This is a genomic window from Mycobacterium sp. (assembly GCF_035697385.1).
Classification (GTDB): domain Bacteria; phylum Actinomycetota; class Actinomycetes; order Mycobacteriales; family Mycobacteriaceae; genus Mycobacterium.
Genome location: NZ_DASSCY010000017.1, coordinates 1 through 15,253 on the forward strand (window position 1 = coordinate 1; position 15,253 = coordinate 15,253).

Annotated in this window: 11 protein-coding genes; 4 read left to right on the plus strand and 7 right to left on the minus strand. The window is 63.9% G+C overall.

Going from position 1 to position 15,253, the window contains the following annotated elements; genetic code table 11:
• Nucleotides 1-420 (plus strand): MarR family winged helix-turn-helix transcriptional regulator (locus VFH65_RS01570; protein WP_353319371.1); only part of this gene is annotated, 420 nt, incomplete at its 5' end.
• Here VFH65_RS01570 and VFH65_RS01575 read toward each other — a convergent pair.
• Nucleotides 401-1,525, minus strand: a complete 1,125-nt coding sequence (locus VFH65_RS01575) for an NDMA-dependent alcohol dehydrogenase (RefSeq protein ID WP_353319372.1) — start codon at nucleotides 1,523-1,525, stop codon at nucleotides 401-403. The genes VFH65_RS01570 and VFH65_RS01575 overlap by 20 nt on opposite strands.
• A 193-nt stretch (nucleotides 1,526-1,718) precedes the next feature.
• On the opposite strand from VFH65_RS01575, the gene VFH65_RS01580 reads away from it, so the two are divergent.
• Nucleotides 1,719-2,603, plus strand: coding sequence for an endonuclease domain-containing protein (locus VFH65_RS01580; RefSeq protein WP_353319373.1), 885 nt, complete (start codon nucleotides 1,719-1,721; stop codon nucleotides 2,601-2,603).
• 15 nt (nucleotides 2,604-2,618) lie between these two features.
• On the opposite strand, the gene VFH65_RS01585 is transcribed toward VFH65_RS01580, so the two are convergent.
• Nucleotides 2,619-3,629 (minus strand): sigma-70 family RNA polymerase sigma factor, encoded by a 1,011-nt coding sequence (locus VFH65_RS01585; RefSeq protein WP_353319374.1) that lies wholly within the window; start codon nucleotides 3,627-3,629, stop codon nucleotides 2,619-2,621.
• 20 nt (nucleotides 3,630-3,649) lie between these two features.
• Here VFH65_RS01585 and VFH65_RS01590 point away from each other — a divergent pair, with 20 nt between their 5' ends.
• Both VFH65_RS01590 and VFH65_RS01595 read left to right on the plus strand, forming a co-directional pair.
• Entirely contained in the window at nucleotides 3,650-4,489 is an 840-nt protein-coding gene (locus VFH65_RS01590; RefSeq protein ID WP_353319375.1) for an alpha/beta hydrolase, read from the plus strand.
• Nucleotides 4,486-5,481 (plus strand): hypothetical protein, encoded by a 996-nt coding sequence (locus VFH65_RS01595; protein WP_353319376.1) that lies wholly within the window; start codon nucleotides 4,486-4,488, stop codon nucleotides 5,479-5,481. Before VFH65_RS01590 ends, VFH65_RS01595 begins: the two co-directional genes overlap by 4 nt.
• Here the strand turns inward: VFH65_RS01595 and VFH65_RS01600 are convergent, their stop codons facing one another.
• The 5 genes from VFH65_RS01600 to VFH65_RS01620 are packed head-to-tail and all read right to left on the minus strand — an operon-like array spanning nucleotide 5,482 to nucleotide 14,644.
• A complete protein-coding gene (locus VFH65_RS01600) occupies nucleotides 5,482-5,793 on the minus strand; it encodes a LuxR C-terminal-related transcriptional regulator (protein ID WP_353319377.1) in 312 nt (103 codons plus the stop codon). It abuts the gene before it with no gap.
• Nucleotides 5,768-7,366, minus strand: a complete 1,599-nt coding sequence (locus VFH65_RS01605) for a glycosyltransferase (RefSeq protein ID WP_353319378.1) — start codon at nucleotides 7,364-7,366, stop codon at nucleotides 5,768-5,770. Before VFH65_RS01605 ends, VFH65_RS01600 begins: the two co-directional genes overlap by 26 nt.
• Nucleotides 7,367-7,368: 2 nt before the next feature.
• A complete protein-coding gene (locus tag VFH65_RS01610) occupies nucleotides 7,369-8,931 on the minus strand; it encodes a hypothetical protein (protein WP_353319379.1) in 1,563 nt (520 codons plus the stop codon).
• Entirely contained in the window at nucleotides 8,928-10,214 is a 1,287-nt protein-coding gene (locus VFH65_RS01615; RefSeq protein ID WP_353319380.1) for a glycosyltransferase, read from the minus strand. Before VFH65_RS01615 ends, VFH65_RS01610 begins: the two co-directional genes overlap by 4 nt.
• Nucleotides 10,211-14,644 carry a PQQ-dependent sugar dehydrogenase gene (locus VFH65_RS01620; RefSeq protein WP_353319381.1) on the minus strand — a complete coding sequence of 1,478 codons (4,434 nt, stop codon included), beginning with the start codon at nucleotides 14,642-14,644 and terminating at the stop codon, nucleotides 10,211-10,213. The genes VFH65_RS01615 and VFH65_RS01620 overlap by 4 nt, the downstream gene beginning before the upstream one ends.
• Nucleotides 14,645-15,253 lie beyond the last annotated feature (609 nt).

A 15,253-nucleotide genomic window follows, 5' to 3' on the forward strand; every position in this document is an offset into this window, starting at 1 on the left:
ATCTGGCGCGGATACCTGACGATGGTGAGCCGGCTGCAGACCGCGATGCAGCGCCAGCTGCAGAGTGATTGCGACGTGTCTCTGGCGGACTACGACGTCCTGGTGGCGCTGTCGGAGACCGGGCCGCACCGGATGAACGAAATCGGCGAGGTCCTCGGATGGGAACAGAGCAGGCTGTCACACCAGCTGCGTCGGATGCGCGGCCGCGGTCTGGTGGAACGCCACGGAAGTGACGACGACCGCCGGGGCGCGACCGTCGAGTTGACGGCCGATGGCTGGGCGGCGCTGCAGACGGCAGCGCCGGGGCACGTCGAGCTTGTTCGGGCGGTCGTGTTCGACGGGCTATCGGCCGCCCAGCTGCAGGCGTTCGGCGCGGTGATCGAGACGGTTCTGGAGCGGCTTACCAGTCGGCTTCCGTGAACTTGATGACGCCGCGAATGTTCTTGCCGTCCAGCTTGTCCTGGTAACCGTCGTTGATGTTCGCCAACGAGTAGGTGGTGGTGACCATTTCGTCGATCTTGAGCAGCCCCGACTTGTACAGACCGACGAGCTTCGGTGTCTCGACGTGCGAGCTGCCACCGCCGAAGATGTTGCCCTTCAACGTCTTCTGCAACATGGTGAAGAGGAACAGGTTGAGTTTGACGTCGACGTCCATCATGGAGCCCATGCCGGTCACCACGCAGGTGCCGGTCTTGGTGGTCAGGGTCAGCGCCTCTTCGAGGTACTCACCCTTCATCTCGCCGACGGCGATGATGACCTTGTCGGCCATGACGCCGTGGGTGACGTCGATGACTGGACCGATGGCTTCGGCCATCGACGCGTACACATGGGTGGCGCCGAACTTGATGGCCTGATCGCGCTTCCATTCGTTCGGGTCGATGGCGATGACGTTCTTCGCGCCGGAGATGACCGCGCCCTGCAGTGCGCTCATGCCGATGCCGCCGACGCCGACGATCACCACCGTCTCGCCTGGTGCAACCTCGGCGACGTTGGTGGCCGAGCCGAATCCGGTTGGCACGGCGCAGCCCATGATTGCGGCGGTCTCGAACGGGATGTCCTTATCGATCTTGACGACGGAGTCCTTGTGCACGGTCATGTATGGGGCGAAGGTGCCGAGCAGGTTCATCGGTGAGACCTCGGTGCTTCCGGCGTGCACGCGGGAGGTGCCGTCGGCGATGGCCTTACCACCGAGCAGGAGAGCGCCGCGGTCGCACAGCGAGCGATGGCCCTTCAGGCACGGCTGACAGGCGCCGCAGGCAGGGATGAACGCCAAGATGACGTGATCGCCCTCTTCGATGCCGGTGACGTTCTTACCGACCTTGGTGACGACGCCGGCGCCTTCGTGGCCGCCGAGTGCGGGTAGGGCGATCGGGGTCGCACCGGTGGTGAGGTGGTAGTCGGAGTGGCACATGCCTGCGGCGTGCATCCGGATCTGTACCTCGTCGGCGACGGGGTCACCGAGATCGATCTCGTCGACCTTGAACGGCGAGTTGAGCTCCCAGAGCAATGCGCCAGTCGTCTTCATAGCTGGCGATCATAGAACACGTTACAGAACACGTGTCAAGAAGCCATCTGACCTGGGTCTACTTGTGGCTACACCGCGTCGTCTGTGGATGACGCTGCGAGTGTGGACAACATTCACGCCTCAGGCCTTTTCGACGTGGTTCAACTCCACACTCGTTAGCAGCCAGTCGGAGCGCGATGCTTGCGTGCCGGGTATGACGCGATCAGCAATGCCATTCATCGGTAGTGAGGCGCTGGCGACCGGGGCATTCACCAAGCGCACCCTGCGCAGCCGCAACCAGCTGATCCATCGGAATGTGTACCTGCCAGCAGGACAGCGATTGACACCTGCGATTGCGGCTTGGCTGTGGTCGGGACGCGATGCCACTGTCGCGGGCATGTCGGCGGCCGCCTTGCACGGGACGAATTGGATCGACGCCGACCTACCCGCCGAGCTGTGCCGCGCCGAGGGTGCTGCCAACGGCATCGTGGTTCACCGCGACGTTCTCCGCAGCGACGAAATCTGCCTAAAGGATGGGATTTCGGTGACGACGCCGGCGCGGACTGCCTTCGACATCGGTCGCCGCAGTGCAGAGACGACGGCAGTGGTACGACTCGACGCGTTGGCGAACGCCACCGGCCTCACAGGCGATGCTGTGCTCGCGGTCGCCGAGCACCATCCCGGAGTCCGCGGGATCGTGCGGCTGAGGACGGTCGTCGACTTGATGGACGGTGGTGCGGAATCGCCGCAGGAGACGCGGACGCGACTATTGCTGGTGCGGTCGGGGCTGCGTCGTCCGCAGACACAGATCAATGTGGCCCGTTGGCGCATCGATATGGGCTGGGAGGAATTCTTGGTCGGTGTCGAGTATGACGGGCCTCAACATTGGACCGATCCCTCCATTCGCAATCGCGACATCGAGAAGTACGCACAACTCGCCGAACGCGGTTGGCTCATCATCCGGGTCAACAGCGAGCTGCTGCGCTACCGCCCTCATGTCGTTGTACAGCGCGTCTGCGCCGCACTGCGGGCCCACGACTGCCCATGGCTCGATGAGTGTGGAGTTGATCCACGGTTTTTCACTCGAAGCGTGGCTTGAGTCCACACTCGGCGGCTAGAGCGTCTCCGGCAGGCCGAACTTCTCGAACAGCTCCGTATCGAGGAACGCGACGACGTGCGATACGCCCTGCGGGCCGATATCGAGCACATGCAACTGGAACGCCTCGTGCACACCCGTCTCGGGATTGCGCATGTACAGCGCAGCAGCCGGCTGACCGTTGGCGGTCAGCGCGATGAACCGCATATCACCCGCGGCCTCGGCCGGGCATTGCACCCGGGTGAGCGTGCCGATGGCCTCCGGCCCCTGGTACCAACCGTCGAACGGCGGCATTTCCCAGATGGCCTCCTCGGTGAACAGCGTGACCAGCTTGTCGACGTCGTATGCCTCGAACGCGGCGATGTAGCGATCGAGCAAGTCCTTGGTCTCCGGTGCATCCGGCGGAGCCAGCTGATCGTCCTCACTGGGCCCGACCGCATCGAGCTGCGCCCGCGCCCGCTGCAGCAGGCTGTTCACCGCGGCTGTGGACGTGCCGATCGCATTGGCCACCTCCGCGGCCTTCCACTGCAGCACCTCGCGCAACACCAGTACCGCCCGCTGCCGCGGCGACAGATGCTGCAGCGCCGCGACGAACGCCAGCCGCACCGACTCCCGCGAGCCGACGATCGTCGAAGGGTCGGTGGGGTCGTCGTATAGATCCGGCAGCGGCTCAAGCCACGGCACCTCGGTGCGCTGCGTCAGCTCACCAGCGGGATCTCCACTCGGTGCGCCAAGCCCGCTCGGCAGCGGCCTGCGCTGACGACCCTCCAGCGAGGTCAGGCACGTGTTGGTGGCGATCCGGTACAACCACGTCCGCAACGACGACTGGCCCTTGAACCCGCTGTAGGCCTTCCACGCCCGCAAGTAGGTCTCCTGCACCAGGTCTTCGGCATCGTGCAGCGAACCGGTCATCCGGTAGCAGTGGGCCATCAGCTCACGCCGGTGCGGCTCTGCCTTGAGCAGGAACTCGTCATCGGTTTCGTGTGCGAGGACGGTCACGCCGCCGAGCTTACGCAGACCGACCGACACGCACTCGATACTCTGCCCTGATGGCCACAACCCGCACTGAACGGAGCTTCGACGGCGTGGGTGGCGTGCGCATCGTCTACGACGTATGGACCCCCGACACCACCCCACGCGGGGTCGTCGTGCTGTCGCACGGATACGCCGAGCATGCCCGCCGCTACGACCACGTCGCGCAGCGATTCGGCGAGTCCGGGCTGGTCACCTACGCGCTGGACCACCGCGGGCACGGCCGATCCGGCGGCAAGCGCGTCTATTTGCGCAACCTCTCGGAGTACACCGACGACTTCCACACCCTGGTCGGCATCGCCGCCAAGGACCATCCCGACCTCAAGCGCGTCGTACTCGGCCACAGCATGGGTGGCGGGGTCGTCTTCGCGTACGGCGTCGAGCATCCTGACGACTACACCGCGATGGTGCTGTCCGGTCCGGCCGTAGACGCGCAGGACGCTGTGTCGCCGGTGATGCTCTTGGTCGCCAAGGTGCTCGGCAAGGTGATGCCGGGACTTCCCGTCGAGCAGCTGCCCACCGACGCGGTGTCCCGCGACCCGGCCGTCGTGGCGGCCTACAACGCCGATCCGCTGGTGCATCACGGCAAGCTGCCCGCCGGCATCGCGCGGGCACTGCTGTCCGTTGGCGAGACGATGCCGCAGCGCGCCGCCGCGCTGACCGCGCCGTTGCTGGTGGTGCACGGCGAGCAGGACAAGCTGATCCCGGTCAAAGGCAGCCATCACCTGCTGGAGTGCGTGGCCTCCGAAGACGCCCACCTCAAGGTCTATCCGGAGCTGTACCACGAGGTGTTCAATGAGCCAGAACGCGCCGTCGTGCTCGACGACGTCGCATCGTGGATCGAGTCCAAACTGTGAAAGTCCTTGCCGCCATTGGACTTTCGCTGCTCCTGGCGCTGGTGCCCGGATGCTCCTCTGATGAGCAAAAACCGCAGGGCTGGGTCGACGACGAGGTCACCTTCGTCGCGGACGGGCTCACCATCCATGGCTCCTACCGCCACGAGCGAGACGCGCAGCCCGGACCCGCCGCGCTGCTGATCTCCGAAAGCGGCGCCACCGACCGCAACGGCGACAACAACGTGGCCGGTGCCATCGGCAACATGCGACAGCTTGCCGAGCTGTTGTCGGACCGCGATGTGGCCAGCCTGCGCTTCGACAAGGTCGGCACCGGCAAGACCGGCCTCGGCCCCTATGCCAAGCGGCCGACCGACGTCATCAGCGCCACCTACACCCAGGGTGCCAACGCCGCACTGCAGTTCCTCTCCGAGCAGCCCGGCACCGACAAGGCCCGCATCTCGGTGTACGCCCTCGGCGAGGGCACCATCCACGCCATGTCGCTGGCCGGTGCCCCCGCGGCCGGGTCTCCAAAGATCCACTCGCTGGGCCTGTTTCAGCCGTTGCCCGACCGCTATCTCGACATCATCACCGCGCGAGTCCGCGCCAGCGGCGCCCCCGAGACGCTGGCCGCCTGGTTGGCCGCCGTCGACGAGGTACGCACCAAGGGCACCGCACCCGCGCAGCTGCCCGAAGGGCTGAGCGCCATTCTCAACCCTGGCAACGTCAAGGCCGTCGTCGAAGCCGACAAGATCGACCCGCTGGCCCTTGCCGCGAAGGTGCCCGCGGGCACGCCGGTGCTGTTGACGTGTTCGGACTCCGACAGTCAGGCCAAATGCGACGCCGAGCGGCCGCTGATCGACGCGCTCAAGCACACCGCGCTGACGGTCGTCGAACTCAAGGGCGTCAACCATGTACTGCGTGACGATCCCAGCGACAGCGTGGCCAACTACGCCAAGCAGGACCCTCTCTCGCCACAACTCGTCAGCGCGCTCGACGGGTTTGTCACCAAGTAATCAGAGGTCGTCGAGCTTGACGAGCCCGTCCTGAAGTGCACGGGCGACGAGCGCGGCCTTCGTCGACGCGGGTCGGCCCGCCGCCGCATACTTTGTTCGTATACGTTGCAGCACAGTGCGAACCGTCGCATTGGCGATGTGCAGCCGGCGAGCCACCCGGTCCTTGCTGTCGTCATGAATCCAGGCGACTAGTACATCCCTCTCCCTGCGTGTGAGTACCGGGCGCACCCTTGACGTCGCTGGCGTCTTCTTGGCTCGCCGGATGCGTTGCGGGTCGTCCGCCGTGTCACGCGGATTCGGCTGTGGCTCCATGGTCCATGGCATCTCGATTGGCAATAGTTGGCGCGGAACGCTTTCGGCCGATCGGAGCGACTCCTCGCAAACCACCGATCGCTTCATCCAGCGTGTGCAAGTCGTGACCGTGCTCGGTCTTGTCCCAGAAGTGGCGCATTCGGGGATTCATCAGTTCATAACAGGCCTTGACCAGTGAGACCACCGTGAGCATCGGCCAGATGCCCGTCAGCACGACGAGCATGTACTTCACGGTGCTGAAGCCTTCGAACTTGGTCGCAGCGGCAACGTGCTGAAGGAACAGCGCGAAGTTGCCGAATACCAGCAGCAAGACGCCAAGATAGAGAAGCAGACCCGGGAACAGTTGCTCGATCGCAGGCGACCGCGTCGTGAAGTAAGCGAACGTCAGTGTCCACGACACTGCGCTCAGCAGAATCGACAGCGGGGTGCCGATGAGGAACAGGACGTAGACGAACCAGCGGACGGGCCCCATCGTGCGCATCGTGCGGATCGGAGTGCGAGTGAAGATCAGGCCGGTCTGCATGTAGCCCTTGAGCCACCGCGACTTCTGCCCGATGAGGGCCCGCATGCGTGTCGTCGCCACTTCCTTTGTGACGCTGTCCAGCATCGCGATTCGGAAACCATGGAGGGCGAGCGCACCAGCCAGATCGGCGTCCTCGGTGACGTTGAACATGTCCCAGATACCCGCCCATTGGACGCCCGGCGGCTGCTGCTCGGGGTCGATGCTGACTCGCGTGAGCAATTCGAGCCGGAAGTGATTCGACGTACCGCCCAACGGCGGGACCAGTCCCAGCCACGCCATGCCCGGCAGAACCCAGCCGAAGTGCACGAGGTACTCGACCCACATCAGCCGTGATACCCAGCTGCTCGTCTCGTTGGAGAATTCCAGCTGTGCCTGCAGGCAGACCACGTTCGAGTCGATGCGGTCATACGCCCGGAACATGCCGACAGCTTTGAGTAGCTGATCGGGTTCGGGGCGGTCCTCCGCGTCGTAGATGACGCAGAGCCTGCCGGCGCGGTCTTTGCGGGGCAGGTGATGCGAATCCTCAATTGCCTTGTGCGCACCGAAGTTCAGCGCGCGCTGCTTGCCGTACGGTTTCACATCGGGAACCTCGATCACTTCGATGAACCCCGGCAATTCAAGTTCGTCGATCGCATCACGCGTCGCGGCGTCGCGTTCACGCCCTTCGACCAGCAACTTGACTTGCAGCTTGTCCTTTGGATAGCGAACATCTGTCATCCCGCGGACCATGGGCTCGACCATGTCGGGCTCCCGGAACATCGGAATCAGAACGAGGTAGTGCGGCAGATTCGGATCTTCGACGTTGGGAAGGTCGTAACTGGGATAGCGGTACCGGGTCGACGCGTACCACAGCCCCATCTTCAACAAGCCCACGAACACCGCGAAGAAAACCAGCACGGCGGCTACGGCGACCTTCGCCACGGTAATAGGACTGAGCACGACACCCGCGATGAGAAGCGCGAATATCAGCGCCAGAGCGAGTATCTGGCCGGTGTTGACGACCGTTGCGGCGGTGTGCCGTACGGGTTCAGAGGTCTTGGTTTGCAACATCGCTAGTCCTTGGTCTTGTAAACGTTGTAGAGGTCGTTGCTGAACACTTCGGCGTAGTCCGATAATTTGGACGAGCCCGCCAGTTCGCGATGCGCCTCGTCCGGTCCGTTTCCGCCTCGCGTGACTATCCATCTGATTCGCTGGCCGGGCGGATTGCTCAGCGCGGGATCCCATTTCTGATAGCTGCCCTCATACACGTTGTTGGACAGTGGGATTCGGGCGTGGAACAGTATTGATTCGTTGCCGAACGACTCGATGAGGATGACCCCGCCGTCATAGTGCTCACGGAGGAAATCGCTGGTGGCCATCGCGGTTTCCGGGTATCCGATGCTTCCCTCGCGCGCGGTCACGACCTGCGTCGGTCCGCCGGGCACCAGCGGAAGCAGCGTGCAGGCGGCCGCCACACCGAGGCCGGCGATCCAGATTCGCATTGGGAGAACGCTGATCAGATACGCGACCAGAATCGCCGCGGGCAGCACCATCATCAGGCCGAACCGCACGTTGTACAGGTCCCTGGTGATCTGCTCGACGTGCAGCGGCCGTTGGCCGACCGTGAGCGCAAACACGAAGAACGGCGCGATCGTCAGAAGCCCGAGCACCGGCAGCGTGACGAGCGAACGGCGCACCACGATCAGTGCGAAGGCCCCGACGATCGCCGCCAGCACGACTGCGATGCCGAGGTTCTCCACTACGGCGTGCCAATAGGTTTCAGCGGCCACGGTCGGATGGCCAACGGCGGCTTCGCCTTCACCGACCCACAGAGACGGCTTGGCGTACTTGCCGCTCTGGAAGTTGAGCGGGTTGCCGAAGATCAGCAGGTTCCATCCCAGCCAGAGCACGATGGCCGCGCCGGCCAGAAACGCGAAGCCAAGGACGACCCCGGTCATCGCCTGGCGACCGTACTGACGCCATGCGACGACGGCCACGATGGCGCCCATGACGAACGTGAGCGGCCAGGCTTCATAGCGGGTCAGACATGCTATGAACCCGGCGATGGCGGCAGCGAACAGGTACGGGTACTTCTCAAGATGCTCTTCGGCCTGGATCCACTGCTGGACGTAGTAGGTCATCGCGGCAATGGCCGCGAACAGCAGCAACTCCGTCATCGGCGTCGACTGCATGTAGAGGATGTTCGGGTTGAGCGCGAAAACCAACAAGCCTGCGAGGGCCGGAATCCTGTTGCGCGTCAATCCGAAAGCGATCTTGTACACGAACACGCACGCGATGACATAGCCGATCATGCTCACCGCGCTGCCGGCGAATCCGCTGTAGTAGAACGGCGTCACCCAGATCAGTGGCAGCATGAGGATGTGCGGCAGTGGCAGCCACACACCGCCCAACTGGGCGAAGCCGGAGGTCGGGCTGCTCAGTGTGCGGGCGGCGATCTGCAAATGCGAGATCGAGTCCTTGTACCCCAAGGCCATGCCCTTGCTGGCGAAGTAGGCGTACGCGCACACCGACACGAGCGCGGCGCCGAGGGCGACCCACCACACGGTGCGATCCGTTGGGACAGCGGAGTTCGGCTCGGCATGCGGCGCCGATACCTCGTTCTCCTGGACGGTCACATCGCCTCCTGGCCGTTGACGGTCATGAACGAAACGACGGGAACGACGGGTGTGAGCGGTTCGAGAGCGGACGCTGCTGATTCGTGCGGCAGCTGTGCGGCGCTACGGCGAGTGCTCAGCTCGCGCCGGACCGTCCAGAGGTCGGCGAAGGAACGCAGCACGACCTTGGGCCGCAGGCCCGTCTGTGTTCCGTTCAAGCGGGCATAGTGCGGCACCGGCACCTCGACGAACCTGTGACCCGCACGGTGCAGCCGCGCCAGCAACTCCGGAGAGATCGCAGCGAAATCACTCTGGAGATCGGCTGCGATGGCGGCAATCGCGCTGCGGTGCAACAGTTTGAACCCGCAGTCCACATCGGCGCCGTTGAACTTCAACACCATCCGGCTGATGCCGTGCCAGCCGCGTCCTGCGGCGCGGCGCGCCCAGTTGTCGGCCCGCCGGACACGCACACCGAGCGCGACATCGACTTGATGCGAGAAGGCGGCGACCAACAGCAGCGCCATATCGGCCGGGTTGAACTGACCGTCGGAATCACAGTAGGCCACCCAGTCGTAGCCGGTGTCCAGTGCGGCGGTGAAACCCGACCGCAACGCCCGCCCGTAGCCGTGGTTGGTCTCGTGCCTCACGACGTGCACGGGATGCGTGAGTTGGATAGTGTCGATCACGGCCGCGGTGTCATCGGTGGACCCGTCGTCGACGACGATGACGGCCCGCTCGGTGATTCCCGCCCGGTCGAAGAAGTCGTAGGCCTTCGAAACGACCGAACCGAGATTGGCGCTTTCATTGAAAGCGGGCATAAACAGCGCAACGCTGGGCGACGGACCTGGTTCGGCTAAGGGGAGTGCGTGCATGGTGAGTTCCTCTGGTGTCGGCAATAGCTCGGCTTGATCGTCGGAGAACACGACGAAGTGGTTGATCAAGAAAGTCCATAAGGTGCTGGCGATGTTGGCGATCAGCATCGCCACCCAGAACGCAAGGCCGGCTTCGACGAGAAGCCAGAAGGCGGTTGCGTTTACAGCGGTGACCGACAGCAGCGCGCTGACGTTGAACTTCGCCCAGCGCATGAAGAGGTGTTCGGTGTGCTGCCGGTCACCCCACGTGAACACTTGGCTCAGTGCGAAATTCAGCTGGGCGGACAGCAGAAACGCCACAATGTCCGCCACCAGCAGGTGAAGCAGGTCATCGACCAGGTACAGCAAACCCAGTTGCACCAGGTAGCAGCAGACTCCTACGACGGCGAACCGGGCGAGCCGGTCGATCAGGGGCAACTTTGTGTCGTTCACAGTGCCGCCAACGGGCCGATGCCGGACGAAACGGTGACGTTGTCGAACACTGAGGTGTTGACTTGCGAGCCGTTGTGCGATGAGACGAACAGACCGACCTCGGCTTCTGCACCGAGATCGACTGTTACCGAGCCCATTTCGGTCCAGGTGACACCATCGGAGGACGTGGAGCCGGTGATCGTGTTTCCGGACCTGACCAGTTTGAGCCATGCGTTGGGGAGTGCGTACGGCGCGGAGCCCACGTCGCCGGTGAAGTTGTGCTGGAGCGTGATTCCGTGTTCGGGCGTGACGGCCAGCAGCGCGTACGGCGACCCCGGCGTCGTCGACTGCTTGATCATGATGCCGCTCTTCGCCCAGCCGTCGGTGCCGGACTCCTGCGCCACCACACGCGCGACGACCTCACCGTCACCCGTCAGTGTCTGGTGGACGAAATGGAATTGGTCGGCGTCACCCCAGATGTCGTCGCCAGCGCCGTTGACGGTGAAGACCCCCGCCGCGTGGGCCGCCGAGCCCGCCAACCTGGGGGCGCCGACGTCGTCGGACGCCCACGGAGCGGGGAGGGAGGCGGGCCCGGCGGTGCTCTTGGTGACCGCGACGTGGTCGAACGTCGCGGTGCTGAGTTGCGAGCTGTCGTGTGCTGAGACGAACAGACCGATCAATGCGGCACCGTCCAGATCAACGGTGGCTGAGCCGATCTCGGTCCAGATCTGACCGTCGAGTGAGGTGAATCCGGTGACTGTGTCGCCGATGCGCTCGAGCTTGAGCCACGTGTTGCCCGGAGTTACCGCTGGGCCTGCGATGTTGTGGTCGAACCCGGACTGAAGGTTGATCCCGTTCGCGGGAGTCACGGCCAGCAGGGCGTAATCAGCGCCGGCCGCGGCCGATTGCTTGATCATGACGCCTGCCTTCGCCCAGCCGTCCGACGTGTCGGTGAACGAGGTGACGCGCGCGATGATCTCGCCGTCACCGGGCAGCGTCTGGTAGCTGAAGTGGAACTGGTCGGCGTCACCCCAGATGTCGTCGCCGCTGCCTTTCAGCGTGTGAACGCCCGACGCGATGGTGGTGCTGCCGGTGATGAGTGGTCCACCGACGTCTGTGCTCGTCCACTGCTCGTTCGATATCACGCTGACCCTGTCGAAGGTGCTGGTGTTCAGCGTGTCGAACTTGTGCGACACGACGGCGAGGCCTGCGGTGACATCGGTGGCCATTGCCAGGGTGGTCTGTCCGACCATCGTCCAATCTGTGCCGTTGGCCGAGGTGTAGCCGGTGAAGACGTCGCCTTGGCGCTCGAGCTTCAGCCACGCGTTGGGGAACGCGTAGGGGGCTGACCCGCCGTCACCGGAGAAGTTGTACTGGAAGGTGACACCGTTCTCCGGCGTCACGGCGAGCAGTACGTATTTGGCGCCCGCGGCAGTCGATTCCTTGATGATGATGCCTGATTTGGCCCAGTCGTCGGTGTCCGTCTGCGACGTCACCCGGGTGATGATCGTGCCGTCACCGCTGAAAGACTGGTGAACGTAATGGAATTCGTCGGTAGGTCCCCAAATGTCGCCGCCGGCGCCGCGGATGGTGAAGACCCCGTTGTCGTACGAGGAGTACCCGGCAAGGGTGGGGTGGCCAACGTCTCCCTCTTGCCACGGGGCGGGAGCGGCGTTGTAACGGTCGTAGTTGATGGTGTAGGTCGCGTTGGCGCCCGGCGTGATGATGGTGTGGCTTCCAGCGCCGCCATCCGACCAGCTGTTGAATACGAACTGCCCGTTGCTGACGTACTGCGGTGACACCGCGGCGATAACGCGTTCCACCCCGACGACGGCCTGTTCGGTGTAAGAACCCTTCTTCGGGATGCCATCGACGGTGAATGTCGCATCAGGGTCGCTGGCGTTGATCGTCAAGGTAACCAGCCGCGGCTTGACGTCCACCGACTTCGACGTCGACAGGCCGCTGCTGTCGGTGACGGTCAACGTGAGCCGGTACCACGTCGTGTCGACGTTGTCGGCGCTGCGCGGAATCGTGATGGTGCCCGTGGATCCGACGATGTTGTCGCGGAACGGATGTACGTGGTCGGCGTGATGGAACTGGACGGTCCAGTTGTAGGCGCTATCGGGTAGTGCGCCGTCCTCGGCATCCGCGCCGAGGCCACTGAACGATATCGTGTCGCCGGCGTTGTACAGCGAGTTGCTCAGGGGAGTAAGGATTTCGGCCGTTGGTGCGGTGCTGCCGACGACGATCAGTTTGGTCGCCTGGCCGGTCTTCTCACCGTCACTGACGATCAGTGTCACGTCGTAGGACCCGTTGACGGTGTAAGTCTTCGTCGGGTTGGCCAGGCTGGACGTCGTGCCGTCGCCGAAGTTCCAGTTGTAGGTCAGCGTGGTGTTGGGATCGGGGTCGCTGGACCCCGCCGACGAGAAGTTGACCTGTAACGGAGACAAGCCGTTGCTCGGTGTCGCGGTGATGACCGCACTGGGTGCCCGGTTGCCACCGGAGGGCGCGATGACCGACAGCACACCAGGAAAGATGTTCAGTTGATAGATGTTTCCGTCCGGCCCCTGCATGAGTTTGACCGTCGTGCCTGCCTGGTCGTCGAACATCCGCTCGCTGATGAAGCTGGAGTACGTCGAGTCGAAAGTGAGTTCCTTGATCCAGCCCAGCGTGTAGTCCGCGATGAAGACCTTGTTCTGGTACTGCGCACCGAGGGTGTCGCCGGTGTAGACCATGACGCCGGTAATGGAACCGGCCTTCGCAGGCGCGGGTGTATGTGCGTAGGTGTAGATCGGATTGACGTAGTTGCAACCGTCGCAAACGCCTTCGGCGTTGGGCCAGCCGTAATTGGCGCCCTTGGTCACGATGTTGAGTTCCTCCCACGCGTCGCCGCCGACATCGCCGGTGAGCAGTTGGCCGTCAGGCGTGAACGTGAAGCGGAAGGGGTTGCGCAGGCCGTAAGCCCAGATCTGATCGATCGCGCCAGGAGTATCGACGAACGGGTTGTCCTGCGGCACCGTCCCGTCGGGATTCAATCGCAGGATCTTGCCGTGCACGTTTGAAAGGTTCTGGGAATTGGGGTTGTTGGTGTTCATCCCCATGGCCCAGTAGAGCTTGCCGTCGGGGCCGAAGTGGATCTCGCCGCCGTGATGGTAGATGTTTCCCGGCTGGTCGGATTCCATGAGGACGAGCTCTGATGCGGGGTCGACGGTGTGGCCCGTGACCGTGAGGCGCGACAGCCGGTCGAAGTTCTGGGCCGTGGTGTACGAGACGTAGATATAGCCGTTCTGCTCGAAGTCGGGATCGACCTCGATTCCGAGAAGGCCTCGCTCCTCGTTGGTGTCCGTCGGCAGCACTGCGAGTGTGATGAGCGGCTCACCATGCACATGACCGTCGTGGTAAAGCTTGATCGCGCCGCCCTTTTCGGCGATCAGGATGCTGCCGTCGGGCAGGAACCGGAAATCCGTCGGCTGGTTGAGACCCGAGACGAGCGTGGTGCGCTCGAGGTCGTCCGGCAATCCTGCGGGGTCCTCAGGTCCTTCGCCAGGCGGATGGACGTCGGCGGCCGCTACCGGCTGGGCGGATGGCGCCGACGGCGCGATTCCCAATGCTTCGGCGAATTGACGCCGTACCCACCCCAGCACTGCCCACACCAGCGGGGAATCGGGAGGCGCCTGCGGGACGGGACCAAGGAACGGTGTCAACACGGCATCGACCACGCTGTACGCCATTGTCATGAAGGCGCGCGGCACCGCCATGAGCGCCGCGACCGGATCCGCGGGCGGCACCGTCGTCGTCTCGGCGGCGGAAAGGACCAACTGATCGGCGACTAGCTCGGTATCGGCGACGGCGGTGAAGAGCCGCGCTGTAGTGTCATCGGCGGTGACGATTGCGGGCGGTGGCGACGTTTCGGGCGCATCGACTTCCGTTGACGCGGAGGCGCTTTCGTGCCCGTTGTCGGCTGCTGGCGTACGAGCGGGCTGCGGGGGGTCTGGATCCGGCGATTCGCCCGAGCCGCTGTCGTCAGCGTCGTCGAGTTCCGTGAGTTCGGGAACTGTCTGCTCCTCGGCGATCGGCTCCTTGTCGTCGACTTCGGCGGAGTCGGTGTCGTCGGTGTCGGAAGTGTGCGCACCGCCGGAGTTGCGGACCACCACCCCGTCGTCTAGATCCGTTTCGACCTCCGAGCCCGCCGGGTCCGCGGTTGCGTCAGGTGGGTCGACCGAACCGGTGGGCGAGCCGGCCGTGCTCGACGGCGAATGGGATGGCGACTGCGGGGAGGACGCTGTCGAGGAATCCGACGTCGACACCGACACGGGCTGGGTCGTGTCCTCGGCAGGCGGTGAATCGTCGGCTCGCGCTATTCCCGGATTGGCCGCGATCGCCCCGCCGATACCCAGCGCGACTGCAAGCGCTCCTACTCGCCCGATGAATTTGGCGTAGCTCGCGTCCACCCGGGACCGCTGCCCAGCATCGTTTGCCAGAATTGCAGACGCGCGCGCAACTGAGCGCGCGCCAGAGGCTTGTGGCCCGACTGAGGCGGAGAGGTCGGTCGCAACCGACATCTGCTGCGGCCGCCTGCTGACGGGCCTCGGATATCGACGAGCCCGATTCGCTGTAGCCATCGGTCCCCCAGTGGATTCCCCTACGCCTTCTCGACAGGCGGTGTTGCGGACGACTATGGCACTGAAAATTCAGCAAAGCAGTGTGGTGGGCCAAGGTAGTGGCCAAATACTTGCGTTCGCAACTAGATGTCTTACCCTTGGCAAGCATTGTCGAGAGAGTTCGCGGCGCGAGACGGCGCAGATTATCGGCAGTTTTGTAGCACGAACGGACCTTCAAATGAGCTAATCTCTGGGTCCTGACTGCACCGTCAATAATCGGAAACGTACTACATGGCTGAAAACTAGCGCCTTGGCACGGCCGCAAACAGCAAATTTTCTGTCGCGATTGGACAGTTGTCCGCCAAACGTATGATACTTTTGGTATGATTCCGACGACCGTAACTGCGCGTAACGGATGAGACACCTTCAGTTAACGCGCGCAGGCTAGCGCGGTGCGCG

Coding starts and splice junctions, on each gene's coding strand:
- VFH65_RS01580 (WP_353319373.1), top strand. CDS start 1,719: ATGACGCGATCAGCAATGCCATTCATCGGTAGTGAGGCGCTGGCGACC.
- VFH65_RS01605 (WP_353319378.1), bottom strand. CDS start 7,366: ATGTTGCAAACCAAGACCTCTGAACCCGTACGGCACACCGCCGCAACG.
- VFH65_RS01590 (WP_353319375.1), top strand. CDS start 3,650: ATGGCCACAACCCGCACTGAACGGAGCTTCGACGGCGTGGGTGGCGTG.
- VFH65_RS01600 (WP_353319377.1), bottom strand. CDS start 5,793: ATGGAGCCACAGCCGAATCCGCGTGACACGGCGGACGACCCGCAACGC.
- VFH65_RS01575 (WP_353319372.1), bottom strand. CDS start 1,525: ATGAAGACGACTGGCGCATTGCTCTGGGAGCTCAACTCGCCGTTCAAG.